The 26,776-nt window shown below is 61.1% G+C and carries 24 protein-coding genes and 3 tRNA genes; 7 read left to right on the top strand and 20 right to left on the bottom strand.

All coding sequences use genetic code 11. The features are described from left to right. Positions 1–136: 136 nt before the first annotated feature. From EDD77_RS14625 to EDD77_RS14545, 17 genes are all read right to left on the bottom strand, one after another. Positions 137–790 (bottom strand): YczE/YyaS/YitT family protein, encoded by a 654-nt coding sequence (locus EDD77_RS14625; protein WP_058963850.1) that lies wholly within the window; start codon positions 788–790, stop codon positions 137–139. A 128-nt stretch (positions 791–918) separates the two neighbouring features. After that, the gene (locus EDD77_RS14620; RefSeq protein ID WP_058963851.1) at positions 919–3,057 is read right to left on the bottom strand and encodes a polyribonucleotide nucleotidyltransferase; all 2,139 of its coding nucleotides are present in this window, start codon (positions 3,055–3,057) and stop codon (positions 919–921) included. A gap of 221 nt (positions 3,058–3,278) precedes the next feature. Then, entirely contained in the window at positions 3,279–3,536 is a 258-nt protein-coding gene (gene rpsO / locus EDD77_RS14615) for a 30S ribosomal protein S15 (protein ID WP_058963852.1), read from the bottom strand. 175 nt (positions 3,537–3,711) lie between these two features. Then, complete coding sequence (gene ribF / locus EDD77_RS14610) at positions 3,712–4,626, bottom strand: riboflavin biosynthesis protein RibF (protein ID WP_058963853.1); 915 nt, start codon at positions 4,624–4,626, stop codon at positions 3,712–3,714. Between the two features lie 24 nt (positions 4,627–4,650). Then, positions 4,651–5,526: a tRNA pseudouridine(55) synthase TruB gene (gene truB, locus EDD77_RS14605; protein ID WP_058963854.1), complete on the bottom strand. Its 876-nt coding sequence runs from the start codon at positions 5,524–5,526 to the stop codon at positions 4,651–4,653. Between the two features lie 4 nt (positions 5,527–5,530). Continuing rightward, positions 5,531–6,514 (bottom strand): DHH family phosphoesterase, encoded by a 984-nt coding sequence (locus EDD77_RS14600; RefSeq protein ID WP_058963855.1) that lies wholly within the window; start codon positions 6,512–6,514, stop codon positions 5,531–5,533. A 31-nt stretch (positions 6,515–6,545) separates the two neighbouring features. Continuing rightward, positions 6,546–6,902: a 30S ribosome-binding factor RbfA gene (gene rbfA / locus EDD77_RS14595; protein ID WP_058963856.1), complete on the bottom strand. Its 357-nt coding sequence runs from the start codon at positions 6,900–6,902 to the stop codon at positions 6,546–6,548. Between the two features lie 86 nt (positions 6,903–6,988). Next, positions 6,989–9,304 carry a translation initiation factor IF-2 gene (infB, locus tag EDD77_RS14590; RefSeq protein ID WP_077138520.1) on the bottom strand — a complete coding sequence of 772 codons (2,316 nt, stop codon included), beginning with the start codon at positions 9,302–9,304 and terminating at the stop codon, positions 6,989–6,991. Then, the gene (locus EDD77_RS14585) at positions 9,301–9,624 is read right to left on the bottom strand and encodes a L7Ae/L30e/S12e/Gadd45 family ribosomal protein (RefSeq protein WP_058963857.1); all 324 of its coding nucleotides are present in this window, start codon (positions 9,622–9,624) and stop codon (positions 9,301–9,303) included. Before EDD77_RS14585 ends, infB begins: the two co-directional genes overlap by 4 nt. Next, positions 9,614–9,892, bottom strand: coding sequence for an RNase P modulator RnpM (rnpM, locus tag EDD77_RS14580; protein WP_058963858.1), 279 nt, complete (start codon positions 9,890–9,892; stop codon positions 9,614–9,616). The genes EDD77_RS14585 and rnpM overlap by 11 nt, the downstream gene beginning before the upstream one ends. 43 nt (positions 9,893–9,935) lie before the next feature. Then, positions 9,936–11,021 carry a transcription termination factor NusA gene (nusA, locus tag EDD77_RS14575; RefSeq protein WP_058963859.1) on the bottom strand — a complete coding sequence of 362 codons (1,086 nt, stop codon included), beginning with the start codon at positions 11,019–11,021 and terminating at the stop codon, positions 9,936–9,938. Between the two features lie 49 nt (positions 11,022–11,070). Further along, on the bottom strand, positions 11,071–11,562 hold the full coding sequence (locus tag EDD77_RS14570) for a ribosome maturation factor RimP (RefSeq protein WP_058963860.1): 492 nt from the start codon (positions 11,560–11,562) through the stop codon (positions 11,071–11,073). A 157-nt stretch (positions 11,563–11,719) separates the two neighbouring features. Further along, positions 11,720–12,868: an acyltransferase family protein gene (locus EDD77_RS14565; RefSeq protein ID WP_058963861.1), complete on the bottom strand. Its 1,149-nt coding sequence runs from the start codon at positions 12,866–12,868 to the stop codon at positions 11,720–11,722. Next, complete coding sequence (locus tag EDD77_RS14560) at positions 12,865–14,676, bottom strand: DUF6020 family protein (protein WP_058963862.1); 1,812 nt, start codon at positions 14,674–14,676, stop codon at positions 12,865–12,867. The genes EDD77_RS14565 and EDD77_RS14560 overlap by 4 nt, the downstream gene beginning before the upstream one ends. A gap of 30 nt (positions 14,677–14,706) precedes the next feature. Continuing rightward, positions 14,707–15,945, bottom strand: a complete 1,239-nt coding sequence (locus tag EDD77_RS14555) for an aminopeptidase (protein WP_058963863.1) — start codon at positions 15,943–15,945, stop codon at positions 14,707–14,709. Between the two features lie 124 nt (positions 15,946–16,069). Then, on the bottom strand, positions 16,070–17,485 hold the full coding sequence (locus tag EDD77_RS14550) for a glycine--tRNA ligase (protein WP_058963864.1): 1,416 nt from the start codon (positions 17,483–17,485) through the stop codon (positions 16,070–16,072). A gap of 216 nt (positions 17,486–17,701) precedes the next feature. After that, positions 17,702–18,067, bottom strand: coding sequence for a helix-turn-helix domain-containing protein (locus tag EDD77_RS14545; protein WP_058963865.1), 366 nt, complete (start codon positions 18,065–18,067; stop codon positions 17,702–17,704). Between the two features lie 161 nt (positions 18,068–18,228). Here EDD77_RS14545 and EDD77_RS14540 point away from each other — a divergent pair, with 161 nt between their 5' ends. Next, a complete protein-coding gene (locus EDD77_RS14540) occupies positions 18,229–19,107 on the top strand; it encodes a GGDEF domain-containing protein (RefSeq protein ID WP_058963866.1) in 879 nt (292 codons plus the stop codon). Positions 19,108–19,479: 372 nt separating this feature from the next. Here the strand turns inward: EDD77_RS14540 and EDD77_RS14535 are convergent. From EDD77_RS14535 to EDD77_RS14525, 3 genes are all read right to left on the bottom strand, one after another. After that, positions 19,480–19,555, bottom strand: a tRNA-Asn gene (locus EDD77_RS14535). Between the two features lie 5 nt (positions 19,556–19,560). Continuing rightward, positions 19,561–19,636, bottom strand: a tRNA-Lys gene (locus tag EDD77_RS14530). 5 nt (positions 19,637–19,641) lie between these two features. Next, positions 19,642–19,716, bottom strand: a tRNA-Glu gene (locus EDD77_RS14525). A gap of 1,535 nt (positions 19,717–21,251) precedes the next feature. On the opposite strand from EDD77_RS14525, the gene cuyB reads away from it, so the two are divergent. From cuyB to EDD77_RS14495, 6 genes are all read left to right on the top strand, one after another. Further along, positions 21,252–21,962: a cysteate racemase gene (cuyB, locus tag EDD77_RS14520; protein WP_058963894.1), complete on the top strand. Its 711-nt coding sequence runs from the start codon at positions 21,252–21,254 to the stop codon at positions 21,960–21,962. Between the two features lie 33 nt (positions 21,963–21,995). Then, complete coding sequence (locus EDD77_RS14515; RefSeq protein WP_058963867.1) at positions 21,996–22,616, top strand: sugar O-acetyltransferase; 621 nt, start codon at positions 21,996–21,998, stop codon at positions 22,614–22,616. Between the two features lie 49 nt (positions 22,617–22,665). Next, positions 22,666–24,663 (top strand): methionine--tRNA ligase, encoded by a 1,998-nt coding sequence (gene metG, locus EDD77_RS14510; RefSeq protein WP_058963868.1) that lies wholly within the window; start codon positions 22,666–22,668, stop codon positions 24,661–24,663. 10 nt (positions 24,664–24,673) lie between these two features. Beyond that, the gene (locus EDD77_RS14505) at positions 24,674–25,465 is read left to right on the top strand and encodes a TatD family hydrolase (RefSeq protein ID WP_058963869.1); all 792 of its coding nucleotides are present in this window, start codon (positions 24,674–24,676) and stop codon (positions 25,463–25,465) included. A 30-nt stretch (positions 25,466–25,495) separates the two neighbouring features. Continuing rightward, positions 25,496–25,720, top strand: a complete 225-nt coding sequence (locus tag EDD77_RS14500) for a hypothetical protein (protein WP_058963870.1) — start codon at positions 25,496–25,498, stop codon at positions 25,718–25,720. A 229-nt stretch (positions 25,721–25,949) separates the two neighbouring features. After that, a complete protein-coding gene (locus EDD77_RS14495; RefSeq protein ID WP_058963871.1) occupies positions 25,950–26,726 on the top strand; it encodes an HAD-IIA family hydrolase in 777 nt (258 codons plus the stop codon). Positions 26,727–26,776 lie beyond the last annotated feature (50 nt).

Genomic DNA, 26,776 nt, shown 5'->3' with positions numbered 1-26,776 from the left:
CCTGACATTTCACTGCTTTTTCCACCTGTCTTCTTGTTTTCAAACAGAAAACCTGCTCTGGCCTGATTGCCAAAGCAGGTTTTTCTACAGGCTGACCGGAGAGCAGTCTGCTCTCCGGTTTTTTATCTGTTCCGGTTCATGCTTCCAGAAAACGCCGGGAAAAGCGCTGCATGGGCCGGTTCACCTGTTTGGCCACCATGCCCACCAGTATGGCCGCGGCCACCGTGCCTTCCCGCACGCCTTCCAGCCGGTGCAGAAACAGCAGCGAAAGCACGCTGGCAATGACCACCAGCGTCACGTCGAAGCCGACCTTGGTTTTGGGGAAGGGCGTGCCGAATGCCCGGCATACCGCCAGCACCATGCCCTCGCCTGCCAGCGTGACCACACCCGCGGTAACCTCAAAGCTCACGCCCACGCCCACCAGCAGAATGCCCACGGCACACACCAGCCAACGGGCCGCATAGCCTTGAACAGCGATGCCCTGAATGGCCCAGACAGCCCCATCGGTGAGTGTGCCAAACACCAGCGCCACCGGCAGCTGGATCAGCTGGATGAGCTCATAATTGCGGCGCAGCAGCAGGATCTGCAAAAGAATCAGCGTGATGTGCATGGCGATGGTGGCAGTGCCCACGGTGAGCGGGGTAAACAGACTGAGCACATAGGGCAGGCTGGAAATGGGCGAAGTGCCCAGCCCTCCCTTGATGGAAAAGGCCACCCCAAAGGCCATGATCACCAGCCCAATACAAAGCAGCAGATAGCGGCGCAGCAGGCGTTTTTGTACCGTTTTCATAGAACTTCTCTCCTCCCCCGTTTTCTTTTCCTGTTTCACAGTGGAAAAGCCCGCTCCGGCAGCAGCCGGAGCGGGCTTTTGTTCTGTTTCAAAGATGCAGCTTGCCTTCCCTTGCGGGGCGTTCAGGCTCAGCCCTTGGCTTTTTTGGCCTCGATGGCGGCCAGAGCGTCCTTGCGGCTCAGATTGATGCGGCCCTGCTGGTCGATCTCGGTGACCATGACGATCAGCTCGTCGCCCACGGCCACAACGTCCTCCACGCGCTCAACACGCTTGGAGTCCAGCTTGGAGATGTGCACCAGGCCTTCCTTGCCGGGAGCGATCTCAACAAACGCGCCGAAGTTCATCAGACGGGTCACGCGGCCCTTGTAGATGGCGCCCACCTCGGGGTCCTCCACGATGGTCTTGATGGTGTGGATGGCACGGTTTGCGTCGTCGATGTCGATGGCGGAAACGAACACATGGCCGTCCTCCTCCACGTCGATCTTGCAGTTGCAGTTGGCGCAGATATCCTGAATGACCTTGCCGCCCTTGCCGATCACGTCCTTGATCTTATCCACGGGGATCACCATGCTCAGCATCTTGGGAGCGTACTTGCTCAGCTGGGCGCGGGGAGCGGGGATCACAGGCAGCATGATCTCGTCCAGAATGAACAGACGGCCCTTGCGGCACTTTTCGAAGGCTTCCTCGATGATCTCGTAGGTCAGGCCGTCGATCTTGATGTCCATCTGGATGGCGGTGATGCCCTTGTGGGTACCGCCCACCTTGAAGTCCATATCGCCGTGGAAGTCCTCCACGCCCTGGATGTCCAGCATGGTCATCCAGCGGTCACCCTCGGTGATCAGGCCGCAGGAGATGCCGGCAACGGGGGCCTTGATGGGCACGCCCGCGTCCATCAGGGCCAGAGTGCTGCCGCAGATGGAAGCCTGGCTGGTGGAACCGTTGGAGGACAGAACCTCGCTCACCAGACGCAGGGTGTAGGGGAACTCCTCCATGCTGGGCAGCACGGGAACCAGAGCACGCTCCGCCAGAGCGCCGTGGCCGATCTCGCGGCGGCCGGGGCTGCGGGGTGCGCGGGCCTCGCCCACAGAGTAGGGCGGGAAGTTGTAGTGGTGCATGTAGCGCTTGTACTGCTCGGTGCCCAGGTCGTCCATCAGCTGGCTGTCCTTGGTGGAGCCCAGAGTGGCGATGGTCAGAACCTGAGTCTGGCCGCGGGTGAACATGCCGCTGCCGTGTACGCGGGGCAGCAGGCCAACCTCGGCAGCCAGAGGACGGATCTCGTTGATGCCACGGCCGTCCACACGCTTGCCCTCATCCAGCAGCCAGCGGCGCACCACGAACTTCTGCATCTTGTACATCAGCTCTTCGATGGTGCCGTCGCCCCACTGCTCGGCATACTTCTCTTCCAGCTTCTCCCGGATGGGCAGCAGGCGGGCGTCGCGGATGTTCTTGTCGTCGGTGTCCATGGCGGCCTTGAAGTCGTCCAGGAACTCGGCCTTTACTTCCTCGAACAGGTCGTGATCCAGATCCATGTCCTGGAATTCCTTCTTGGGCTTGCCGATCTGGGCAACGATACCGTTGATGAACTCGATGATCTTCTTGATCTCCACATGAGCGGCCTTAATGGCGTTCAGCATGGTGACCTCGTCCACCTCGTTGGCGCCGGCCTCGATCATCACGATCTTCTTCTCGGTGGCGGCAACGGTCAGCTGCAGGTCGCTGACTTCGCGCTGCTCCAGAGTGGGGTTGACCACCAGCTGGCCATCCACCAGACCCATGAACACGCCGCCGATGGGGCCGGCCCAGGGAATGTCGGAGATGGACAGCGCGATGGAGGTGCCGATCATGCCGGTGATCTCAGGGCTGCAGTCCTGATCCACGCTCATCACGGTCATGGTCACGCACACGTCGTTGCGCATGGTCTTGGGGAACAGAGGACGGATGGGACGGTCCACCACGCGGCTGGTCAGGATGGCCTTCTCGCCGGGGCGGCCCTCACGGCGCATGAAGCTGCCGGGGATGCGGCCCACAGCGTACAGCTTCTCCTCAAAGTCCACGCTCAGAGGGAAGAAGTCGATGCCGTCGCGGGGCTTCTCGCTCATGGTCACGTTGCACAGAACCACGGTCTCGCCGTAGCGAACCAGGCAGCTGCCGTTGGACAGACCGCACATCTTGCCGGTCTCAACCACCAGCGGACGGCCGGCCAGTTCCATTTCGAAGGTTTTGAAATTGGTGAATTCCTCACGCTTGGATGCAAATTCCAAAGCCATAATGTTACCTCCTGATTGATCATTTGAATTGAATATCCCATCAGAAAGGCCCTGTGGCTTTAGCAATAAATCCAGCGTTCCGCCCACCTGCAATTGCGCAGTGCCGCTCCTGGGGCAAAACGTTCGATTTACCGCTAATGCACACACGGCATTTCTGTTTTGGCAAAAAAATACAGGGAAAGGCAGGCGGTTCGAAAACCGCCTGCCTTTTTTGCGTTTGATTACTTACGCAGGCCCAGCTTGGTGATCAGGGCACGATAACGCTCGATGTCCTTCTTCTTCAGGTAGGCCAGCAGGTTGCGGCGGCGGCCAACCATCTTCAGCAGGCCACGACGGCTGTGATGGTCGTGGGTGTTGTTCTTCAGGTGCTCGTTCAGGTGGTTGATGCGAGCAGTCAGCAGGGCAACCTGCACCTCGGGAGAACCGGTATCGGTCTCGTGAACGCGAGCGGACTCGATGATAGTCTTCTTGGCTTCCATTGTGAATACCTCGTTTTCTAAATATTTGCCAATGACCAGGTGTGGGGCAATCGAGGCGCTCTGATGCAGAGCATACACCCCATACTGGGCCATGGTAGCCTATTAACTATACCACAGCCCGCGGCAAAAATCAAGCCGCGGGCTGTGGTTTTCCGGATTATTTTCGCGGAGGCGCTCAGCCTCTGGCCGCAAAATACGCCTTGGCCTTTGCCGCCGCGTCGTTCACGCAGGCGGTCAGCTCCTCCAGCGTGTCGAACTTGCGGCTGGGGGCGATGTACTCATAGAATTCCAGCTCCGGCTCCTCGCCGTAAAGCTGGCCGGAAAAATCCGGGATAAAGGTCTCGCAGGTGGCGCCCTCGCCGGTGGTGTTCACGGTGGGGCGGGTGCCGAAGCCGGTGGCTCCCGCATACCACTGCCCGTTCACCTTCACCCGGGTGATGTAGATGCCGTATTTCGGCTCTGCAAAGCCCGTGGGATAGATCTGGTTGATGGTGGGGAAGCCCAGCGTGCGGCCCAGACCCTTGCCGTGGCGCACCGCAAAGTCGATGCGATAGGGCCGGCCCAGCATGGCGTTCACCGCCGGAATATCGCCCCCGGCCAGCGCCGCCCGGATGCGGGTAGAGCTGACCAGCTGGCCCTCGTAGGTGGCCATGGGCACAACCTGCACCCGGATGCCCAGCGGCGCGCAGAGCTCACGCAGCATCTCCACGTTGCCAGCGGCCTTTTTGCCGAAGGTGAAGTTGTCGCCGCAGAACACCGCCCGGGCCTTGAAGCCCCGGTGCAGGATCTTTTCCACGAATTCTTCCGGACTGAAACCGCACACGTCCTCGAAGGGGGGCTCCATGCAGTGCTCCACGCCCAGCTGCGCCATGACCCGGTGCTTCTCGGCTTCGCTCTGCAGCCGGCCGCCCTTCATGGTGCTGTTCAGCGGCAGCTGAAAGGTGAACACCGCCGTGGAGCAGCCGTTCTGCGCCGCATCCTCGGCGGCGGCACGAATTACCGCCTGATGGCCCAGATGAACGCCATCAAAAAAGCCGAGGGCGACGCTGCTCCCCCGGCTGGCGGTCAGGTCCGCTTCCAGCGCCTGCAATGTTGTATAAACCTTCAGGGCGGTTCACGTCCTTTCCACAAAAAGTTTCTCGGTTTTTAAAATGGAATCCGTCACCCGGCCCAGGCCCAGAAAGCCTTCGGGCCCCTGCAGACGGTAAACGCCGTCTTCCGCCTTGATGCGGTAGCAGGGCGCGCCGTTCAGCAGGCGGGCGGTGTTGCCCGGCGAGACGGTGAGCTGGGGCAGATGGGCGAACACCGTTTCCACCGGGAGCAGCAGCTCCTCCAGCCGGTTTTCGTCCTTCGCTGCCTGAATCTCTTCCAGCGTGTGGCTGTGCTCCAGACCGAACACGCCGGCCCGGGTGCGCCGCAGCCCCGCCAGTGTGGCGGGAACGCCCAGCGCCTCGCCCAGATCCTCCACCAGCGTGCGCACATAGGTGCCCTTGCTGCAGTCCACCTCCAGCACGAAGTCCTGCTCGCCTTCCCTGCCGGTCACTTCCAGCCGGTGAATGGTCACCGGGCGGGCCTTGCGTTCCACAGTCACGCCCTGCCGGGCCAGCTTGTAGAGCGGCGAGCCGTTCACCTTCACCGCCGAATACATGGGCGGAGTCTGCATGATGTCACCGGTAAAGCGGGGCAGAACCGCCCGCAGCTGCTCTTCGGTGACGGCCGTTTGCTCACTGCGCAGCACGGCGCCGGTCACGTCGCCGGTATCGGTGGCAATGCCGAAACGGATCAGAGCCCGGTAGGCCTTGGTGTGATCCGGCTGCATATCCACCGCCTTGGACGCGCCCCCGGCGAACACCGGCAGCACACCGGTGGCCATGGGATCCAGCGTGCCGGAATGGCCCAGCTTCCGGGTGCCCAGAATGCCCCGCAGCTTTGCGATCACGTCGAAGCTGGTCCAGCCGGAGGGTTTGTCCACGATTAAAATGCCATTCATGGGGTTACTCCTGTTCCTGGGCGGCCGCATCCGCCCGTTTCAGCTCCCGCTCCACCTCGGCCAGAATGGCGGCCTTGGCGTTGTCCAGATTGCCTTCCAGCTCGCAGCCCGCAGCCCGGGAATGGCCGCCGCCGCCCAGCCGCTTGGCAATGGCGCAGGCGTCCACCTCGGCGGTGGTGCGCACGCTGATCTTGTAGCTGCCCTGGGGCAGCTGGCGCAGGGTGATGCCCACCTGCACGCCCTCGATCTTGCGGGGCAGGCTGGTAATGTCCTCCAGCTCGTTGGCTGCCACGCCGCTGGCCGCGATCTGCTCGCGGGTGAGCGACATGAGGGCGCAGCGGTCCTCAAAGTGGTATTCCAGATTTTCCAGCGCGGTGCGCTCGATGGCCATACGGGCCTTGGACTTGCTCTCGAACAGGATCATGTTCAGCTCCGCCACATCCACGCCGGCCTCCATGAGCTTTGCGGCCAGCTGGTGAGATTTGACGGTGGTGTTGGAAAACAGAAAGCAGCCGGTGTCGGTGGAGAGGCCGGTGTACAGGCACCGGGCGATGCAGGGGGTGATCTCCACGTTCATGGCGCTGATGATGTCGTACATGATCTCGCAGGTGGCAGCGGCCTGGGCATCCAGCAGCAAAGCGTCCGCATAGCCGCTGTTGGAGCCGTGGTGGTCGATGCACAGATCGATGCGGTCCAGATATTCTGCCAGTGCGTCGCCGAACAGCTGAATGCTGGCCACATCCACGGCCACCACATAGCCCGGCTCGAACTGCCCCTGGAACAGCTCGATCTCCATATAGGAATAGCGGCTGGGGATGGGATCCGCACACAGCACCGCCGCTTCCTTGCCCAAACGCCTGAGGGCGTGCATCAGGGCAGCGGCGCTGCCGATGGTGTCGCCATCCGGGTTTTTGTGGCACAGGATCAACACGTTCTCCGCCCGCAGAAGGCGGCCGATGACGGCCAGCAGGTCTAAGATCTCACTCATGACGTTCTCCTCTTTTCACGATATGGGGCATTTATTCCCTGCCCTTGTTCAGCCCCGCCAGCAGCTCGTTGATGTGAGCCGCGTAGGCCGCGCCATCGTCCTGCGCGAACACAAAACGGGGGGCCTTGCGGATATGCATCCGGCGGGAAATCTCGGTGCGCACATGGCCGCTGGCCTTGTTCAGGGCCTTGACCACCTCGGCGGCGCCCTCGGGCTTGCCCATCACGCTCACATAGACCTTCGCCACATCCAGATCCGGGGTCACGTCCAGCCGGGTCACGGTCAGCAGACCGCCCTCCAGCCGGGGATCCTTCATCTGGCTGATGATCCCGATCACTTCCCGCTTCATATCCTGGGCCAGGCGGCCCTGATTTTTCGGGTTTGCCATAGCTCTTTCTCCTTGTTCTTATGGGCGGCTGCCGCCCGAAGCCTTCTGACCTCGGGCGGCAGCCATCCGGTTCGCTGTTGAATCAATCAATCCCGGTACTCTTCCAGGATGTAGGCCTCGAAGATGTCGCCTTCCTTGATGTCGGCAAACTTCTCCAGAGTAACGCCGCACTCGTAGCCCTGGGCCACTTCCTTCACGTCGTCCTTGAAGCGGCGCAGGCTGGCGATCTCGTCCTCGGTGATGACGATGCCGTCACGCACAACGCGGATCTTGCTGTTGCGGGTGATCTTGCCTTCCTGCACATAGCTGCCGGCCACCAGGCCCACGCTGCTGATCTTGTAAACCTGACGAACTTCCAGACGGCCCTGCTCCACTTCGCGGATCTTGGGGGCCAGCATGCCCTTCATGGCGTCGGTCACGTCGTTGATGGCGTCGTAGATCACGCGGTACATGCGCATTTCCACTTCGCACTGGGCGGCTTCCTCCTTGGCCACGGGGTCGGGGCGCACGTTGAAGCCGATGATGATGGCGTTGCCGGCGTTGGCCAGCATCACGTCGGACTTGTTGATGGCGCCAACGCCCGCGTGGATGACCTTGACCCGAACCTCGTCGTTGGAGATCTTCTCCAGGCTCTGCTTCACGGCCTCGGCGCTGCCCTGTACGTCCGCCTTGACGATGATGTCCAGCTGCTTGCGCTCGCCCTCGGCGATCTGGCTGAACAGGTTATCCAGAGTGACCTTCTGGTAGCTGCTGAACTGGCGCTCCTTCTCCTCGGCGGCGCGCTTGTCGGCCAGCTCGCGGGCCAGCTTCTCGTCGGCAACCGCGTCGAACAGGTCGCCCGCGCTGGGAACCTCGGTCAGACCGGTGATCTCCACGGGGGTGGAGGGGCCGGCTTCCTCGATGAACTGGCCCTTGTCGTTCTTCATGGTGCGCACGCGGCCCACGGCGGTGCCGGCGATCACGCAGTCGCCCTTATGCAGGGTGCCCTTCTGCACCAGAATGGTGGCAACGGGGCCCTGGCCCTTGTCCAGACGGGCCTCGATCACGGCGCCCTTGGCGCGGCGGTCGGGGTTGGCCTTCAGCTCCTTGACCTCGGCCACCAGGTTGATGTTCTCCAGCAGGTCGTGGATGCCGGCACCGGTCAGAGCGGACACGGGCACGCAGATCACGTCGCCGCCCCACTGCTCGGGAACCAGCTCGTACTGGGTCAGCTGCTCCATCACGCGGTCGGGGTTGGCGGTGGGCTTATCCATCTTGTTGATGGCCACGATGATGGAAACACCGGCGGCCTTGGCGTGGTTGATGGACTCAACGGTCTGGGGCATGATGCCGTCGTCGGCGGCAACCACCAGAACCGCGATGTCGGTCAGGTTGGCGCCGCGGGCACGCATGCTGGTGAAGGCCTCGTGGCCGGGGGTGTCCAGGAAGGTGATGACCTTGCCGTCGGCGGTAACCTGGTAAGCGCCGATGTGCTGGGTGATGCCGCCGGCCTCGCCCGCGGTCACATGGCTCTTGCGGATGGCGTCCAGAATGCTGGTCTTGCCGTGGTCAACGTGACCCATAACCACCACAACGGGCGGGCGCTCCTGCAGGCTCTCTTCCGGATCCTCGTCCTGCTCGAACAGGCGCTCCTCGATGCTCACATGCACCTCTTTTTCCACCTTGGCGCCGAACTCATCGGCAATCAGGCTGGCGGTATCGAAGTCGATGACCTCGCTCACGCTGGCCATTACGCCCAGACCCATCAGCTTCTTGATCACGTTGGCGGCGGTCTGCTTCAGGCGGGTAGCCAGCTCGCCCACGGTGATCTCCTCGGGGATCTGCACCTTCAGCTGGGCCTTGCGGGCCTTTTCCAGCTGGATGCGCTGCAGGCGCTCGGCCTCGGTCTCGCGGCGCTTGGGGAAATTCTGGCCCTTCTTGTTGCGGTTGTTGGAGAACTTCTGCTTGTTGCCGGCAGGCTGGGGCTTGCGGCGGTTCTCCACGTTCTTGGTGGAAGCCAGCTCGTCGAACTTCTCGTTGAAGCGGTCCAGGTTCACGTCCACGGTGCGGGTGTCCACAACCTTGGTCACAACCTCGCGCTTCACGGGCTCGGGCTTGGCTTCGGCCTTCTTCTTATCGGCCTTTTTCTTATTGTTGTTCATCTCCACCACGGTGCCGTCGGCCTTCTTCAGCACCTCGCTGGCCTTGGGCTGGGGCTTGGGTGCGCTGTCCAGATAGGCATCCAGGCTGGCCTCGGCGTTGGCCTGGGTGAAATGCTCGAACACCAGGTTCACTTCCTCCTCGGTCAGGTTGGCGCCGGTCTTTTTCACATCGCCGCCCTTCTGGGCCAGCAGGTCCACGATCTGCTTGGCGGGGACGTTCAGGTCCTTCGCCACATCGCTCACTTTATATTTAATGGTCATTCGTTTTCCTCCTTTTCATCCGCCAGGTACTGGCTGCACAGGTTGGCCAGATGTTCGTCCAGCACGCTGTACACGCCCACTTTCTTGTAGCTTATGCCGCACAGCTCCAGCTGGGTGAGGGGCATCCGGCGGCATTCGGTGATGTCCTCGCAGGTGCGGGCCATCCGCTTGGCGGTGCCGTCGCTCACGTCGGCCGCCAGCAGCACCAGCCACGCCTTGCCGCTCATCACGCTCTCGCGCACCGCGTCAAAGCCCATCACAAGCTTGCCGGCCTTGCGGCACAGGGAAACAGCCGACAACAGTTTTTGTTTATTCTCCACGCTCGGCTCCTTCTATTTCGCGCTCGATGCTTTCGTATACCTCGGGCGGAATTTGGGTATCCAGCGCGCGCTCCAGCCGCTTGGCCTTGCGGGCCTTGGCCAGGCATTGGGCGCTGGGGCAAAGGTAAGCGCCCCGGCCGGGCTTTTTGCCCACAAGATCCAGAGAGATCTCCCCTTCCGGGCTGCGCACGACGCGCACCAGCTCCTTTTTCGGTTTGGACTCGTTGCAGCCAAGGCAATGGCGCAGCGGGATCTTACGTTGTTGCATCGCGGTGGGACGCTCCTTTCCGTTGATTGTTGGGGCGAAGGGCTTATTCCTCGCTGGAAGCAGCGGGCTGCTCTTCCTCCTCGCCGTAGTAGCCGCTCTCGGGGCGGATGTCGATGTTGTAGCCGGTCAGACGGGCGCACAGGCGGGCGTTCTGGCCCTTGTTGCCGATGGCCAGGCTCAGCTGATGGTCGGGCACGGTGACGCGGCAGGCCTTCTTATCGCCTTCCAGAATCTCCACCTTGACCACCTTGGCGGGGCTCAGAGCGGCGCTGATGAACTCGCTCACGTCCTCGCTCCAGCGCACCACGTCGATCTTCTCGCCGTGCAGCTCCTCCACGATCTTGCCCACGCGGGCGCCGTGCGCGCCGATGCAGGCGCCCACGGGGTCGATGTTCTCGTCCTTGCTCCAGACGGCCATCTTGGTGCGCACGCCGGCCTCACGGCTGATGGCGCGGATTTCCACGGTGCCGTCGAAGATCTCGGGCACTTCCATCTCGAACATGCGCTTGACCAGCTGCTCGCTGGTGCGGCTGATGATCACGCGGGGGCCGCGCTCGGTGACCACAACGTCCTTCACATAGACCTGCACATGCTGGCCCTCGAAGAACTCCTCGCCGGGCACCTGCTCGGAGCGGGGCAGAATGGCCTCGCCCTTGCCCATGTCCAGAGCCACCAGGCCGCGATCGGGATCCACGCGGGTCACGCGGGCGGTCACGATCTCGTGGGCCTTGCCCTGCATGTCGTTGAACAGCTGGTTGCGCTCGGCCTCGCGGATGCCCTGACGGATCACATGCTTGGCGGTCTGGGCGGCAATGCGGCCGAAGTCCTTGGTCTTGAGGGGAGTCACCACGCGCTGGCCCATCTTGTAGGTCTTGCGGATGGCCTGGGCCTCCTCCAGAGTGAGCTGGGTGTGGGGGTTCTCCACCTCTTCCACAATGTCGCGCACCAGAGACACATTGAACTTGCCGGTCACGGTGTCGATCTCCACCAGCACGTTCTCGTCCTCCACCTCGTAATCCTTCTTCACGGCGATCACGATGGCGGCCTTGATCTTCTCGATCAGGTATTCAGCGGTCAGGCCACGCTCTTTTTCCAGCATGGTCAGCGCTTCAAAAAATTCTGCATTCATTTTTTTCGATCTCCTCCAATTTGTCTGGCTCTAATCTATAAAAACCGGTTTAGAACAGGTCCTCGTCGTCGCAAAGCTTCACGAAGCTGGCAGCTGCCAGCTCGAAGTTTACCGGGCCGTTTTCGGTTTCCACCGTCACGGTCTGGCCCTCGATGCCGCGCAGCAGGCCCGCGATCTCCCGGTTGCCGCTCTCGTCCGGCCGGATGAGGCGGGCGGCGATCTTCTGGCCCAGATAACGGGCAAAATGCTCCGGCCGGGTGAGCCGGCGGCCCAGCCCGGGGGAACCCACCTCCAGGAAATAGGCCTGGTCGATGGGATCAGCGGCGTCGATCACCGGGTCGATGGCCCGGCTGGCCGCTTCGCAGGTGTTCATGTCCAGGGGGCCTTCGCCGGCGGGATCGATCAGCACCCGCAGGTACCAGTCCGGCCCTTCCTTTTCAAAGCGCACGTCCCACAGAATCAGGCCCATGCCCTCGATCACGGGGCGCACCAGGGCTTCCACCTGCTGCACCGTGTTCTGGCCGCCTTTTGCTTTTGCCATCTGCAAAACCTCCCATTGCATATTTTGCCCAAACAAGCAAGAAGAGCGGGCCTTGCGGCCCACTCTCCATTCAAACCTTATTCTTACACTAGCTACTATATCATATCCGGTCCGGCTTTGCAAGCCCCGCAGGGAAAGTTTCCCAGCGGCGAACGGTTCAGGCCGGCACGCCGGCCGCTTTGGGGGCTGCGGGTTCCAGCCCGGCCAGCACCCGCAGCCACCGTGCCGCCGGCTGCTCGATGAACCGGGTGGCCAGCCAGGCAGCGACCAGAGCCACCGCCCAGATCAGCACCAGATAAGTGTACATCCAGCCGGTTTGCCCCAGCTGGTTGGGGGGCGTTTCCCCCTGCCAGGGAGGAATGCGCAGATCATACTTGATGCGCACCGCCAGCCACTGATGCCAGATATAAAAATTGTAGCTGATGGCGCTGAGCGCCGCCCACAGCCCTGCCCCGGGAAGCCGGGGGCCCAGGCACAGCCCGATCAGGCAGACCGCAAAGCAGACCGCCAGCGGCAGCCGCCAGACCAGCTGACCATGGGGGCCATCCTGCCAGTAGGCGATGCGGCGCAGCACCCACACCGCGCCCGCAAGCCCCGCCAGCGCCACCGGCACAAAGGCCCATTCCCGGCGCCGGGTCTGCCCGGGCGCCAGCAGGGCCACCGCCTGCGCGGCGGCAAAGCCCAGCCCGATCACCCCGAAAAAGGCGGGCAGCTGGTTGAAGCGCATGCTGTATTCCACCCCCTGCATGGGCAGCACCCGGCAGCGGGCATACAGTTCCTGCGCAGCGCACAGGCCCGCCAGCACCGGCAAAGGCCAGGCGTAAAACGCCCGGGCCAGCAGCGGAAACAGCAGATAGAACAGCACCAGCACCCCCACGGTCCACAGCGCGCCGTTGGTACGGCAGTGCACATAGCCCTGGGGCACCAGCGTGGGGATCAGAAACAGGTGGCTGCCCACGTCCAGCCAGAAGTCCCGGTCGGGCCGGTGGGCCGCCGCCTGCACCGCGGCGCTTACCAGCACCGCCGCATAATAGGACGGCAGAATGCGCACCGCCCGCCGCCGCCAGAAGCCCCGGCAGCCGGGAAAGGGGCTGCGCTGTGCCCAGGCGTGGGCATAAGGCAGATACAGGCAGAAGGCGGAAAGCAGGATCATACCGTCCACCCAGGCGCCGCCGCTGCGGGCAAGAAAATCCAGCCCGGGCAGCCCCACCCAGCTCTGCTGCCAGAAATGGAACGCGCCCACCATGCCCACCGCCAGCACCCGGAAAAGATCCGCGCCGGCGGGCCGCAGATAGCGCTGATTCATGCGCGGCCCCCGTTTCTGCGCGCCGCGAAGATCGCCGCCGCCAGCAGCACCGGCCAGCAGAACAAAAGCGGCCAGCCATAGCGGCCATGGCCGAAGAACACCGGGCCGAACAGGCACATGAGCAGCGTCAGATATTGCATGCTCAGCGCGCCGCCCAGGCCCTTCACCCGCCGGACCGAAAGCCAGGCCCCCAGCGCCAGCAGACCCCAGGCCGCAAGGCCCAGATTTTCAAACCAGCTGGTCACCGGCAAAAGGAAGGCAAAATCCGCCTTGTCCAGCAACGCTTCCAGCCGGTCCAGCAACGCCGGGCGGGTCACATAGTCGTTGTCCGCCACCGGGCTGTAGCTCCAGCAGGGATTGGTCACGCCGGGATACACCCAGCCGTAGTTCAGGTTCACAAAGGCCTCCAGCGCGTTCACCGGATGGCGCAGCGTCTGGGCCATCCAGACCTGCCGGTAGGCTGCCCGATCCGCGTCGGTGGCGTCCTCCCGGTTGATGTAGGACTTGATGGGATCCGCCAGCCAGGGGGTATAGACTTCGGCCAGCTGATCGTACTGCACCACCCGGTCGATGACTTCGCGCTCCTCGTCGGTGACCTCATCGCCGAAATCCCGCACAAAGCGGCCGGTCTGCTGCAGCGGCACGCTCAGGGTCTCGTTGGGGTTAGCCTGCTCCACGCCGGGCAGTGCTTTCAGCCCGGCGGAGATGCCGTAGCCCAGCACCAGCGGCAGCACCAGCCATGCGGCCAGCGCCGCCCGGGCCCGGCTGCTTTTCGCCGTTTTCCACAGCGCCGGGCCGGAGAACAGCAGTACGCCGATCAGCAGCACCGGGCCGTTGTAGCGCATGGTGCACACCAGAAAGGCTGCCAGCGCCGCCAGCGGCTTTTTATACCGCTTCGCGGCAAACTGCTGGGGCAGCAGCACCGCCTCCAGCACAAGAACGGTGAACAGCAGCACCGAAAAGCTGTAGGGGGTGTCCTTCATCAGGATGGTGGCAGACCGTGGGAAGGTGGGCACAAGGCCATACAGTGCCAGCAGCAGACCCAGCAGAACGGGCCGAACGTTCAGCCGCACCAGAAAATGCACGCTGTACGCCAGCACCGCCGCCATGGACAGGCTCTGCACCAGCACCGCCAGAAACACCCCGGCGTTCCAGCTGCCCAGCAGGGTTTTGCCCGCCAGAATCAGCCCGCTCTGCAAAAAGGTGTGCAGCAGCGGATGGCCCGCATTCAGCGGCTGGGCGCCGGTCACCTGCTCCAGCTGCCACCAGGTGTCGCTGTTGGACGCGCCGGGAAACAGGCAGATGTAGTAGGGCAGCCAGCAGAGCAGAATCACCCCCATGCTGCAAAGCACGGTTTTGGGACTGGCCGTTTTCAGCCAGCCCGGCCCCTTCCGGCTGCGGCCGGGGGAAGCGGCCAGCCGGTCCAGCCCGTAAAACACCGCCCGCAGGCAGAAATAGATCAGCACCGCATACCCCGCCCAGACCGCCGCGGCCTTGGCAAGGCAGACCAGCCCGGAATACAGGAAGGCCAGACTGTCGCTGGCTTCCATGCTCAGGCCGGTGAGAGTGAACAGGCCCAGCAGCGCCGCCAGCGGCAGCATCCGCCGCTGCTGCCGGCTGTCCGCCGGGGTCTTTTCCATGGCCCAGTGGTAAAATACCGCCAGCAGCACGGTGAGGGCCACGCCCTCCACCGTCTGCTCCTTTGCCCGGGCCACCGGGTCCAGCACATCCAGCGAGAAGGCCAGGCTGCTCAGCCAGGCCAGCCCCGCCGCTGCGCCCCATCGTTTCACGGCCGCTGTGTTTTCCACAGGCGCCCCTCCTTTGTGTGAAAAATTCATTCAGCCGATGGCCCACTCGCCGTTTTCGAAGATGGTCACGGTCTCGCCGGACTTGGTCAGGCCGGTGATGGTCATGTCCTCCGCGCCCACCATCACGTCCTCGTGGATGGCGGAATCGTTCACGCCGCAGGCCAGCAGCTCTTCGGTGGTCATGGCCGCGCCGCCCTTCACGGTGGTGGGGTAGCCCGCACCGAAGGCGATGTGGCAGGCGGCGTTCTCGTCAAACAGGGTGTTGTAGAAGAGCAGACCGCTGCGGTTGATGGGGCTGGAGGCGGGCACCAGAGCAATCTCGCCGATGCGGCGGGCGCCCTCGTCGCTGTCCAGCAGCTGGCCCAGCAGCTCGGCGTTCTTCTCGGCGGAGTAATCCACCACAACGCCGTCCTTGAAGGTGACCGAGAAGCCCTCGATCAGCTGGCCGTTGTACACATAGGGCTTGGTGCCCTTGACCACGCCGTTCACCCGCTCCCGGTGGGGTGCGGTGAACACCTCCTCGGTGGGCACGTTGGCGATGAACACCGCGCCGTTTTCGGCCTTGCTGCAGGCGCCCTCCCAGGTGTGGCCCTCGGCCAGACCCACGGTCAGGTCGGTGCCGTTGGCGCTGGTCATGTGGATGCTCTCCAGCTGCAGCTCATTGAGCTTGTCGCGGCAGGCGCTGGTCTTGGCCACATGCTCCTTCCAGGCGCTCACCGGGTCGCCGCCGGTGACCCGGCACACGTCGAAGATGGCGCTCCACAGCTTCTCCTGGGCTTCGTCCTCGTCAAGGCCCGGGAACACGGAAGCGGCCCAGGCCGGGGTGGGGATGGCCACCACGCACCACTGCACCCGGTCCTTCATGGTGTATTCCCGCCAGGACTTCATAGCCTCCTGCTTGGCCAGGCTCACCCGGTTGATCTTGCCAGTGTCCAGACCCTTGAAGATCTCCGGGTCGGAGGCATGGATGGCCAGCAGGCAGCAGCCGCCCTCGCTCTCGGCGTAATCCAGATAGCTGCGCAGCTCGTAGGGCTTGGTCTCGCTCAGGGCTTCCTCCTCGCCCAGCTCCATGCGGATGCGGGCGGCCTTTTCGTCCTCCCAGCGGATGACCACGTCCCGGGCGCCGGCCTTGTAGGCGGCTTCCATGCAGGCGCGGCCGAAGTAAGCGCCCTCCACCGGGCAGCGGATGATAAGGGTCTGGCCCTTCTGCACGTTCACGCCCACCTGCACGGTGAAGGCGGCATATTTGTTCAGCAGTTCCTGATTCATTGCTTCATTCCTCGCTTTTTCTGAAATTTTTGCAGGCTCTTGCGGCTCTGCATTTCACAATTGCCTTTATTATAGCGAAAAAGGCGGGGCTTTAAAAGCCCCGCCTGATTTCCATACAGTCTCTTTAGAACTGAATCTTCTTTTCGATGTAGTCCTTGACCTGGCTGATGGGCAGACGAACCTGCTCCATGGTGTCGCGGTCACGGATGGTCACGCAGCCGTCGCCTTCCTCGGTGTCGCTGCCGAAGGTGGCGAAGTCCACGGTGATGCACAGCGGGGTGCCGATCTCGTCCTGGCGGCGGTAACGCTTGCCGATGGAGCCGGTCTCGTCGTAGTCCACCATGAAGTACTTGCTCAGCTCCTGCCAGATGGGCATGGCCTGCTCGCCCAGCTTCTTGGACAGGGGCAGCACGGCGGCCTTGTAGGGAGCCAGGGCGGGATGCAGGCGCAGAACCACGCGCTTGTCCTCCTTGCCCTTGTCGTCGGTGAGCACTTCCTCATCGTAAGCCTCGCACAGGAAGGCCAGAGCCACACGGTCGGCGCCCAGAGAGGGCTCGATCACATAGGGGATGTAGTGCTCGTTGGTGTCGGGATCGAAGTACTCCAGGCTCTTGCCGCTGGCCTCCTGATGGCGGCCCAGGTCGTAGTTGGTGCGGTCGGCAATGCCCCACAGCTCGCCCCAGTCGGTGAACGGGAAGGCGTACTCGATGTCGGTGGTGGCGCGGGAGTAGAAGGCCAGCTCGGCGGGCTCGTGGTCACGCAGGCGCAGGTTCTCCTCCTTGATGCCCAGGCTCAGCAGCCAGTTCTTGCAGAAGTCCTTCCAGTAGGCGAACCACTCCAGATCGGTGTCCGGCTTGCAGAAGAACTCGCACTCCATCTGCTCGAACTCGCGGGTACGGAAGGTGAAGTTGCCGGGGGTGATCTCGTTGCGGAAGGCCTTGCCCACCTGGCACACGCCGAAGGGCAGCTTGCGGCGGGTGGTGCGCTGGATGTTGGCAAAGTTCACGAAGATGCCCTGGGCGGTCTCGGGACGCAGGTAGCAGGTGCTGGAGGAGTCCTCGGTGACGCCGATGGCGGTCTTGAACATCAGGTTGAACTTACGGATGGGGGTGAAGTCGTGCTTGCCGCACACGGGGCAGACCACATCCTCATGCTCGTTGATGAAGGCATCCATCTCCTCAAAGCTCATGGCGTCCACGTTCACCTCGGGGTGCACGTCGCCGATCAGCTTGTCGGCACGGTGGCGGGCCTTGCAGCTCTTACAGTCCAGCAGAGGGTCGGAGAAGCCAGCCACATGGCCGGTGGTCACCCAGGTCTGGGGGTTCATGATGATGGCGGCGTCCAGGCCCACGTTCAGGCGGTTCTCCTGCACGAACTTTTTCAGCCATGCCTTCTTCACGTTGTTCTTGAACTCCACGCCCAGGGGGCCGTAGTCCCAGCTGTTGGCCAGGCCGCCGTAGATCTCGCTGCCCGGATACACAAAGCCCCGGTTTTTGCACAGGGCCACAATGGTGTCGAAATTCTTTTCGCTGTTTTTCATCTTCATACTCCTTACCGCGACGCTGGCTGCGCCGCCGCTTGTTTTTCCCCCGCGGACCGGGGGTTGCCCGTAACATATCTAATATTAAAGCGGCGGGGCCGCTTCGTCAAGACGCAAAGGGGCCCCGCCGCTGCTTTTTTGCAAAAAAAGGGCGGAATTGTTCCCCATTCAAGAACAATTCCGCTTTTTTCAGCAAAGAGCGTTTTTCCGCAGCGGTCACTCCTCCTGCTCGATGCGATTCTCCTGCACCTGGATCGCACCGTCCAGCGCACCCTCCACCACCGGCAGAAATTCCTCGCTGCACAGGGTGAGCTTCTGGCTCACGCGGCGGCGCTGCTCGCTGGGCTGGTTTTCCTGCTGTTCAAAAAAGTAGCGTTCCGGCGGCAGCTTGCAGATGCGCACCAGCTCATAGAAAATGGGCAGGCTGGGCAAACTGCCGCTGTTTTCGATGTTGGCCAGATAGCGCGGATCAATGCCCAGCTGCTCGGCCAGAGCGCGCCGGGTCAGCCGCAGGGCATGCCGTGCGGCCTTGATGTCTGCTCCCAGGGTTTTCAGATTGCTGCATTCTCGGGTCTTTCGCATAACACATCACCTTTTATCATTATTTTATTCTGCACAGCTTTTCCGATAAATGATGTATAACGCATTTAGCATACACTAAATAATTCATATTTTCCTTGCTTTGGGGGAATCCATGCCGTATAATAGGAGAAAATATCCTTTTTCATCAGGAGACACACCCCATGAATGTGACGAATGTTCTAAAGGAATTCACCGATACCCTTCTGTTTGAATACGATTGCGATTCTGCCCGCCTGGAATTCACACCCGCAGCGCCGGCGGTGCTGGGGCTGCCGGATCTGCTGCCCCTGCGCGGCGACGCAGGCGGCCGGGGCCTGACCGAAGCAGCGGACAAGCTGCGCCGTCTGCTGCGGGCAGCCCGGCCCGGCGGGCCGGTGATCAAGGCAGAGGTGGCCTTTCTGGGGCAGGATGGGCAGATCTGGGTCTATTTATGCCGCTGCAAGGCGCTGAAAGGCGTTCGCGGGGCCGGCGGGCGGATCGTGGGCAAGCTCACCGACATCACCGAACGATTTGACCGGGAGCAGGATCTGCTGCGCCGGGCCAGTATGGATGTGCTCACCGGGGTCTATAATCGCAGCGCCGAAGAGATGATTTCCCGCCGACTGAAAAAGGTGGGCGGCGGCGTGCTGTTCATGATTGATCTGGATGATTTCAAGCAGATCAACGACACATTGGGCCACTCGGTGGGCGATCAGGTGCTGGTTGCGGTGAGCGACGTGCTCAAGCACCTGTTCCGGGCGGGAGACATTGTAGCCCGGGTGGGCGGCGACGAATTTGTGGTATTTCTGGAAAGCCCGCTGGACCCGGATCTGATGGCCCGGCGCGCACAGATGATCCTGACCCATCTGGAACGAATTTCCCTGCCTCAACTGAACGGCCCGGTCAAGGCCAGCATCGGCGTGGCGCTTTCGCCGCCGGTGCAGCCGGACTACGCGGCGCTGCATCTGGCCGCCGACCAGGCCATGTATGAAAGCAAGCGAACCCAGAAAAACAGCTTCCGCCTTCATGTCCCCGCCGAAATGCAGACGCAGAACACATAACAAAAAGCGTACCGGTCGTTCATTGACCGGTACGCTTTTTATTCGGTTGCTTTTTGAGTGAGCACGCCGCCCGCCCCGGCTCCCCCTGCCCGGCTCGAACCAACGACCATTCCGAGCCCGGAAATTGTCGCGCTGCACCACGGGCCAGCGGCCCGCGGCACATCGCTCTGTTTCCGGGCCCGCCTCCGCCTCGCTGCATCGCCCACTGGGCTCAGATCGGCTCCGGCAAAGGTAACAGCCGCCCTGCGCCGTTTTGCCTGTTCAATCGGTTTTGCTTTATTGCACCCCGCCGGTTCTTGCGGCTATTAACGCATAGTGTCGTTGCCGCTTTGCAAAAGAAAAAGCGCACCGGTTACCCGATGCGCTTTTTTCTGGCTCCCCCTGTTGGGCTCGAACCAACGACCCTGCGGTTAACAGCCGCATGCTCTACCGACTGAGCTAAGGAGGAACAAATGGTGCACTTCCAGGGACTCGAACCCTGGGCCCGCTGATTAAGAGTCAGCTGCTCTACCAACTGAGCTAGAAGTGCATATATGGTGACCCGTGGGAGAATCGAACTCCCGTTTGCGGCGTGAGAGGCCGCCGTCTTGACCGCTTGACCAACGGGCCACATCTGACAGCTTCATCATTATACCCCCGGATATACGGTTTGTCAACAGATTTTTGAAAATTTTTTTGAAGTTTTTTGCAGGCTTTTTTCTCCCCCTATATATAATACATTAAATAGCAGCGGCTTTTCGCTTGCCCCGGCTGCAAAAAAACAGTGCACCCACAGCAAGGATGCCGGGATGCACTCCAACATTTTTATTATAGCACCAAATCCCCGCATTTTTCAATGCAACAAATATACAAATAATACATCATAAGTATATCTAATTTGTCAATATACACCGGGCTTTTTGTGTGGTATATTATAGACACACCAAGGGAGATAAAACCAAGGTCAAGAAACTCTAGGCAACCTGTTCAGAATAACAGGAAGAGCCGCAACGAGGAAAGAAAGGAGAGCAGGACCATCATGGTAATTGAAGAACCCGGCCAGATCTGGCAGGATGGGACCTGCCGCTGAATCCCCGAAATCACTTTTTCACAGCAAGATGATTTCTTGAATGCCAAAGGCCAAGCTGGAACACAGGATTCCAAATGAATCAAATGAACCGGATGATCCGGTATTTCCAGGATCGATGGATCGGAAAAAACCGCAGGTCGAAGGAGAATGATTCCAAAAGAACCTGTAGCAACAGTGAAAAACCAGACGGCGACACCCAAAAAGGTTTTGGATTTTCGGAATAAGATTCAAATAGCGTGTAGATCCCATCCCTGCCCAACAAGCAGTTTTTATAAAAAAACCGAAAGTGGATTTGATCCCGATGGATCGTACCAAAAACGGTTAAAGCATCGTTTGATGTGAGGAAATTGGTATTTTAGCCTGGTATGGAGCAAGAGCGATGCGAGTGTTCTGAATCACTTCGCACCAAGGAAATAAAAGTTGAGTTTAGGTCTTGTCTGCAACCTCTTTTAAGCCATGGAAGCCGAACAACAGTAACGGAACCACAAGACGCATTCGACCAAATCCATCCAAGTAAACGGCTTTGATCACCAGCAAACCAGAGCAATAAAACGGTAGAAATCCTTTTTTGATATGTTTCTTTTCATCCGAATCAAACCAGAAGAGGCTTTGAGTCCAATGTACTAAGCAATGTTTCGCGTACCATTTCAAGGCGCTTTGAAATCTGAGTTTATCAAATCGTACGAAATGAGGATAACGCCAATGTGCTGAATGTTTGCCCGTAGACCACCAGGGATGCAGGCAATGTGAAGCGACAAAGCCTGCCGGTATATGGCAAAGGAACGTGAATCGATATGTATGACGAGAAAGTCGTATTGATGAAGCGTTTTAAATCCATCTAAATCGAGGGCAGACCAATGTACTGAATGACTTCTCCGCGGGGTGCCGTGTCCGGCATCCCGCGGTTTTTTGTGTCTGCACCGCCGCATTTTCCCCATCGGCTGCCACCGCCTTTTCCCCACCGGCTGCCACCGCCTTGTAATTGTATTGAGGGCGCAAAGGTGATATAATAAATAAATTGCAGGCGGCAGCTGTTCTGCCCGCCAATCTGAGCAAAGGGGCGTGGAATCAGGCCATGCAGAACGAACATCCCGTTTTGGGTATTTTGGGTGGGCTCGGCCCCATGAGCACCGTGTATTTCTATCAGATGCTCACCGAGCACACCCCCGCCCAGTGTGATCAGGATCACCTGGACATCGTGATCTCCAGCCGGGCTTCCACTCCGGATCGCACCGCCTACATTCTGGGCGAAAGCGAGGACGATCCCTTCGCCCAGATGGAGCGGGACGCGGAGATGCTGGTGAAATACGGGGCCACCATTCTGGCCATCCCCTGCAACACCGCCCATTATTTTTACGACCGGCTGGCCCGCAGTTTGCCGGTGCCCATCCTGAACATGGTGCGGCTGACCGTGCAGCACGCCAAGGCGCAGGGCTGCACCCGGCTGGGCATTCTTGCCACCAGCGGCACCGTGGGCAGCTGCACCTACCAGCGCATGTGCCGGGCCGAGGGCATCGATTTTGCCATTCCTTCCCTGCCCCGCCAGACCCAGCTGATGAACATCATCTACGACCAGATCAAAAAGGGCCAGCGGGCCGACATGAAGATTTTCATGGAGATCGCCGCCGAGCTGCGTGCCGCGGGCTGCGAAAAGGCGGTGCTGGGCTGCACCGAGCTTTCGCTCATCAAGCGGGACGAAGGGCTGGACGACTTTTTCATCGACAGCACCGAGGTGCTGGCCGAGGAAACCCTGCTGGCCTGCGGCAAGACCCCCATTGGTTTTTAAGCACCCTGAACACCGAAAAAAGGAGTGTTTTCCATGGCAGAACTGGAACCCCGCATGCACACCGGCGAGCTTTACAGCTGCAACTCCCCGGAGCTTTTCCGCGAGCAGATGGAATGCCGGGCGCTGATTCACCAGTACAACCAGCTGGACCCCCGGGACATGGAAGGCCATCAGGCCCTTCTGCCCCGCATCTTTGCCGAGGTGGGCGAAAACTGCTTTTTTGAGCCGCCCTTCAACGCCAACTGGGGCCGCTACACCCATCTGGGCAACAATGTTTATGCAAACTTCAACCTGACGCTGGTGGACGACACCCACGTTTATCTGGGCGACAATGTGATGATCGGCCCCAATGTGACCATCTCCACCGCCGCCCATCCCATCCACCCGGGCCTGCGCCGGCTGGCGGCCCAGTACAACAAGCCGGTGACCGTTGAAAAAAACGTGTGGATCGGCGCGGGCTGCATCCTCCTGCCGGGTGTGACCATCGGGGAAAACTCGGTGATCGGCGCGGGCAGCGTGGTCAGCCGGGACATTCCCGCAAACGTGGTGGCCTTCGGCACCCCCTGCCGGGTGGTGCGCCCCATCGACGAGAAGGATCTTACCACCTACGACCACGGCAAGCCCATTGATTTTTCCCAGTGGGAGAATTTGTAAATCCCGGGACCGTTCCATTCGCGGCCCCGTTATGAAAGGATAGAAGAAAATGAGCCAGAACAACACCTATTACATTACCACCCCCATCTACTACCCCAGCGACAAGCTGCACATCGGCCACAGCTACACCACCGTGGCCTGCGATGCGCTGGCCCGCTTCAAGCGGATGCAGGGCAAGGACGTCATGTTCCTCACCGGCACCGACGAGCACGGCCAGAAGATCCAGGACAAGGCCGCTGCCAAGGGCGTGACCCCCAAGCAGTATGTGGACGAGATCGTGGAGGGCAAAGGCGGCGTGAAGGACCTGTGGAAGCTGCTGGACATCAGCTACGACCGGTTCATCCGCACCACCGATGATTACCACATCGAAAGCTGCCAGAAGATCTTCCAGAAGCTGTACGATCAGGGCGACATCTACAAGAGCGTCTACAAGGGCCATTACTGCAAGCCCTGCGAGAGCTTCTGGACCGACAGCCAGCTGGTGGACGGCAAGTGCCCCGACTGCGGCCGTGAGGTGTACGATGCGGAGGAAGAGGCTTACTTCTTCAAGACCAGCAAATACGCCGACCGCCTGTTGAAGCTGTATGAGGAGAATCCCCAGTTCATCCAGCCCGAGAGCCGCAAGAACGAGATGATCTCCTTCATCAATCAGGGTCTGCAGGACACCTGCGTTTCCCGCACCACCGTGCCCTGGGGCATCCCCGTTCCCTTTGACCAGAAGCACACCATGTATGTGTGGGTGGACGCGCTGAGTAACTACATCAGCGCTCTGGGCTACGGCAACGAGAAGTACTCCGACTACGACAAGTTCTGGCCTGCCACCATCCACATGGTGGGCAAGGAGATTCTGCGGTTCCACACCATTCTGTGGCCCGCCATGCTGATGGCGCTGGATCTGCCCCTGCCCGGCCGCGTGTTCGGCCACGGCTGGCTGCTGCTGGACGGCGGCAAGATGAGCAAGTCCAAGGGCAACGTGGTGGATCCGGTGGTTCTGTGCGAGCGCTACGGCGTGGACGCCATCCGTTACTTCCTGCTGCGTGAGATTCCCTTCGGCAACGACGGCATCTTCTCCAACGAGGCGCTGATCAGCCGCATCAACTCCGACCTGGCCAACGACCTGGGCAACCTGCTCAGCCGCACCGTGGCCATGATCGAGAAATACTTCGGCGGCACCCTGCCCGCCGAGCGCGAAGCCGGCGACTTCGATCAGGATCTGATGGACACCGTGAACGCCATGCCCGCCAAGGTTACCGCCTGCATGGACGATCTGCTGATTCCTCAGGCCACCCAGGAGATCTTCAAGGCCATCCAGCGCGCCAACAAGTACATTGACGAGACCGCTCCCTGGGCGCTGGCCAAGGACGAAACCAACAAGCCCCGTCTGGCCATGGTGCTGTACAACCTGTGCGAATCCCTGCGCATGAGCGCCATCCTGCTCACCCCCTTCCTGCCCAACACCACCGGCAAGATGGCCGAGCAGCTGGGCCTTGCCGAGAGCGAGCTGACCTTCGACGCCCTCACCTTCGGCGCCCGCACCGAATACACCGTACACAAGGGCGAGGCCCTGTTCCCCCGCATCGATGCCGCCAAGGAGCTGGCTGAGCTGGCCGCCGAGCAGGAGGCCAAGCGCAAGGCCGCGGAGGAGGAAGCCGCCAAGGCTGCCGCCGCTGCTGCCCCTGCCGCTGAGGAAGCTGCCGAGCCCATCGAGCATCTGCCCGAGATCACCATCGACGACTTCTGCAAGGTGGAGCTGCGTGTGGCCAAGGTGCTCACCTGCGAGAACCTGAAGGAGAGCAAGAAGCTGCTGAAGATGACCCTGTTCGACGGCGAGCGGGAGCGCACCATCCTTTCCGGCATTGCCAAGTGGTACAAGCCCGAGGATCTGATCGGCCGCAACGTGGGCATCGTGGCCAACCTGGCTCCCCGGCCCATGATGAAGGGCAAGTATGTGAGCGAGGGCATGGTCATGGCTGCCGACATGCCGGACGGCGGTGCATCCGTGGTATTCTTCCCGGACGATGTGAAGCCCGGCAGCGCCATCCACTGAGGAAGCGCGCATGTACTCCATTTTTGACACCCATGCCCATTACACCAGCCACCAGTTCGACGAGGATCGCTCTGCTCTGCTGAGCGAGCTGCCCGGCCGGGGCGTGGTTGGTGTGGTGGACTGCGGCACCGACTACGATTCCAGCCGTGCCAGCCTTGCGCTGGCCGACCAGTACCCCTATATGTATGCGGCGCTGGGCATCCACCCGGAAAGCATCATCGAGGAGGACACCTCCACCAACACCCGCTTCGGCGGCGACTGGGCGGCGGAGCTTGCGGCCATCAAGCCCCTGTTTGACCACCCGAAGGCGGTGGCTGTGGGCGAGTGTGGGCTGGACTACCACTGGCCCATCCCGAAGGAAGCCCAGCTGGAGCTGTTCGAAGCTCATCTGAAGCTGGCGCTGGAGCTGGACAAGCCCATCATTGTGCATGACCGGAAGGCTCACGCAGATGTATACGCCCTATTGAAGCAGTATAAACCCAGGGGCGTGGTGCACTGCTTTTCCGGCAGCGCCGAGGACGCGCTGATGCTGGCGGAGCAGGGCATGTACATCGGCTTTGGCGGGGCGCTCACCTTCAAGGGGGCCAAGCGGGCGGTGAAGGCCGCCGCTGCCCTTCCGCTGGAGCGCATTCTGCTGGAGACCGACTGCCCCTACATGGCGCCGGAGCCCTGCCGGGGTCGGCGCTGTGATTCCGGCCTGATCGCCCACACCGGCGAATTTCTGGCCGAAGTCCGGGGCGTGGATCCGGATGTGATCTTTGCAGCAACCACCGAAAACGCCAAACGGCTGTTCGGCATATAAACAAACACGATTTCAGGAGGAACCGTTATTATGAAAGCTCGTATTCCCAAGCACCGTGAATTTCTGATCTCCTTCCCCGAGGATATGGATCAGGCCCGCCAGGACGAAGCCTGGGGCAAGCTGAACCAGATTCTGGAGGACTACAAGAAGGAGGGCAAGAGCGTTTACACCCCCACCTTCATTGAGGACTGCCAGGACAAGGTGGACGCGCTGAAGGCCGAGTACGGCTTCGATTACACCATCGAGCTGCGCTGAGTATCTGCCCGTTTTCGCCCCGACTCCCGCTGGGAGTCGGGGCTTTTTTGCGATTTGTCTTCCAAAGTGAATTTTCTGTATTTTCTGCCGAATTTTATACATTTTATGATTTGGCACTGGCGCTGCCAGTCATTCCAGAGTACAATAGATACGAATCATGTTCAATGCGCCCGCCGGCACTCCGCTGCCCCCGCCGGAACCGGGCATTTTACCGAGGAGGCATGTGATTTTGGAACAGCTGCGCAGCAAAAAGGGCTTCATCTGCGATATGGACGGCGTGATCTACCACGGCAACCGGCTTTTGCCCGGTGTGAAGGAATTCGTGGACTGGCTCTACCGGGAAAACAAGAACTTTCTGTTTCTGACCAATTCCAGCGATCTTTCGCCCAGGGAATACCAGCAGAAGCTGGCCCGCATGGGGCTGGATGTGGACCAGAGCCATTTCTACACCAGCGCCCTGGCCACCGCCAGCTTCATCCGGAGCCAGTCACCGAACGGCAGCGCCTATGTGATCGGCGACCACGGGCTGATGAACGCTTTGTATGACGCAGGCATCACCATCAATACCGTGGATCCGGAATTCGTGATTGTGGGCGAAACCGAAAACTACGGCTACGAACACATTGTGAAGGCCATCAACTTTGTGAACCGGGGCGCCAAGCTGGTGGCCACCAACAGCGATCTGGTGGATCCGGCCGAGGATGGAGTGATCCCCTCCTGCGGCAGTCTGGTGGCTCCCATTCAGGCCGCCACCGGCAAGACTCCCTATTTTGTGGGCAAGCCCAACCCTCTGATGATGCGCACCGGCCTGCGGCTGCTGGGCGTTCACTCGGAGGATACCGTGATCATCGGTGACCGGATGGACACCGACATGATTGCCGGCATCGAATCCGGCATGGACACCGCTCTGGTGCTTTCCGGCGTGACCCGTCGGGAGAATCTTGAGCAGTTCCCCTTCCGGCCCCGGCTGGTGCTTTCCGGCGTGGGCGACATCCCCACCCCGTAACCCCATACGCGAAAAAACCCCCGCATGGAAAAACCATGCGGGGGTTTTTG

The sequence above is a fragment of the Allofournierella massiliensis genome, from assembly GCF_004345265.1.
In the GTDB taxonomy this organism is placed as follows: Bacteria; Bacillota; Clostridia; order Oscillospirales; family Ruminococcaceae; genus Allofournierella; species Allofournierella massiliensis.
Note: the sequence above shows the minus strand (reverse complement) of the source record. Positions and strands in the feature narration are given on the sequence as shown.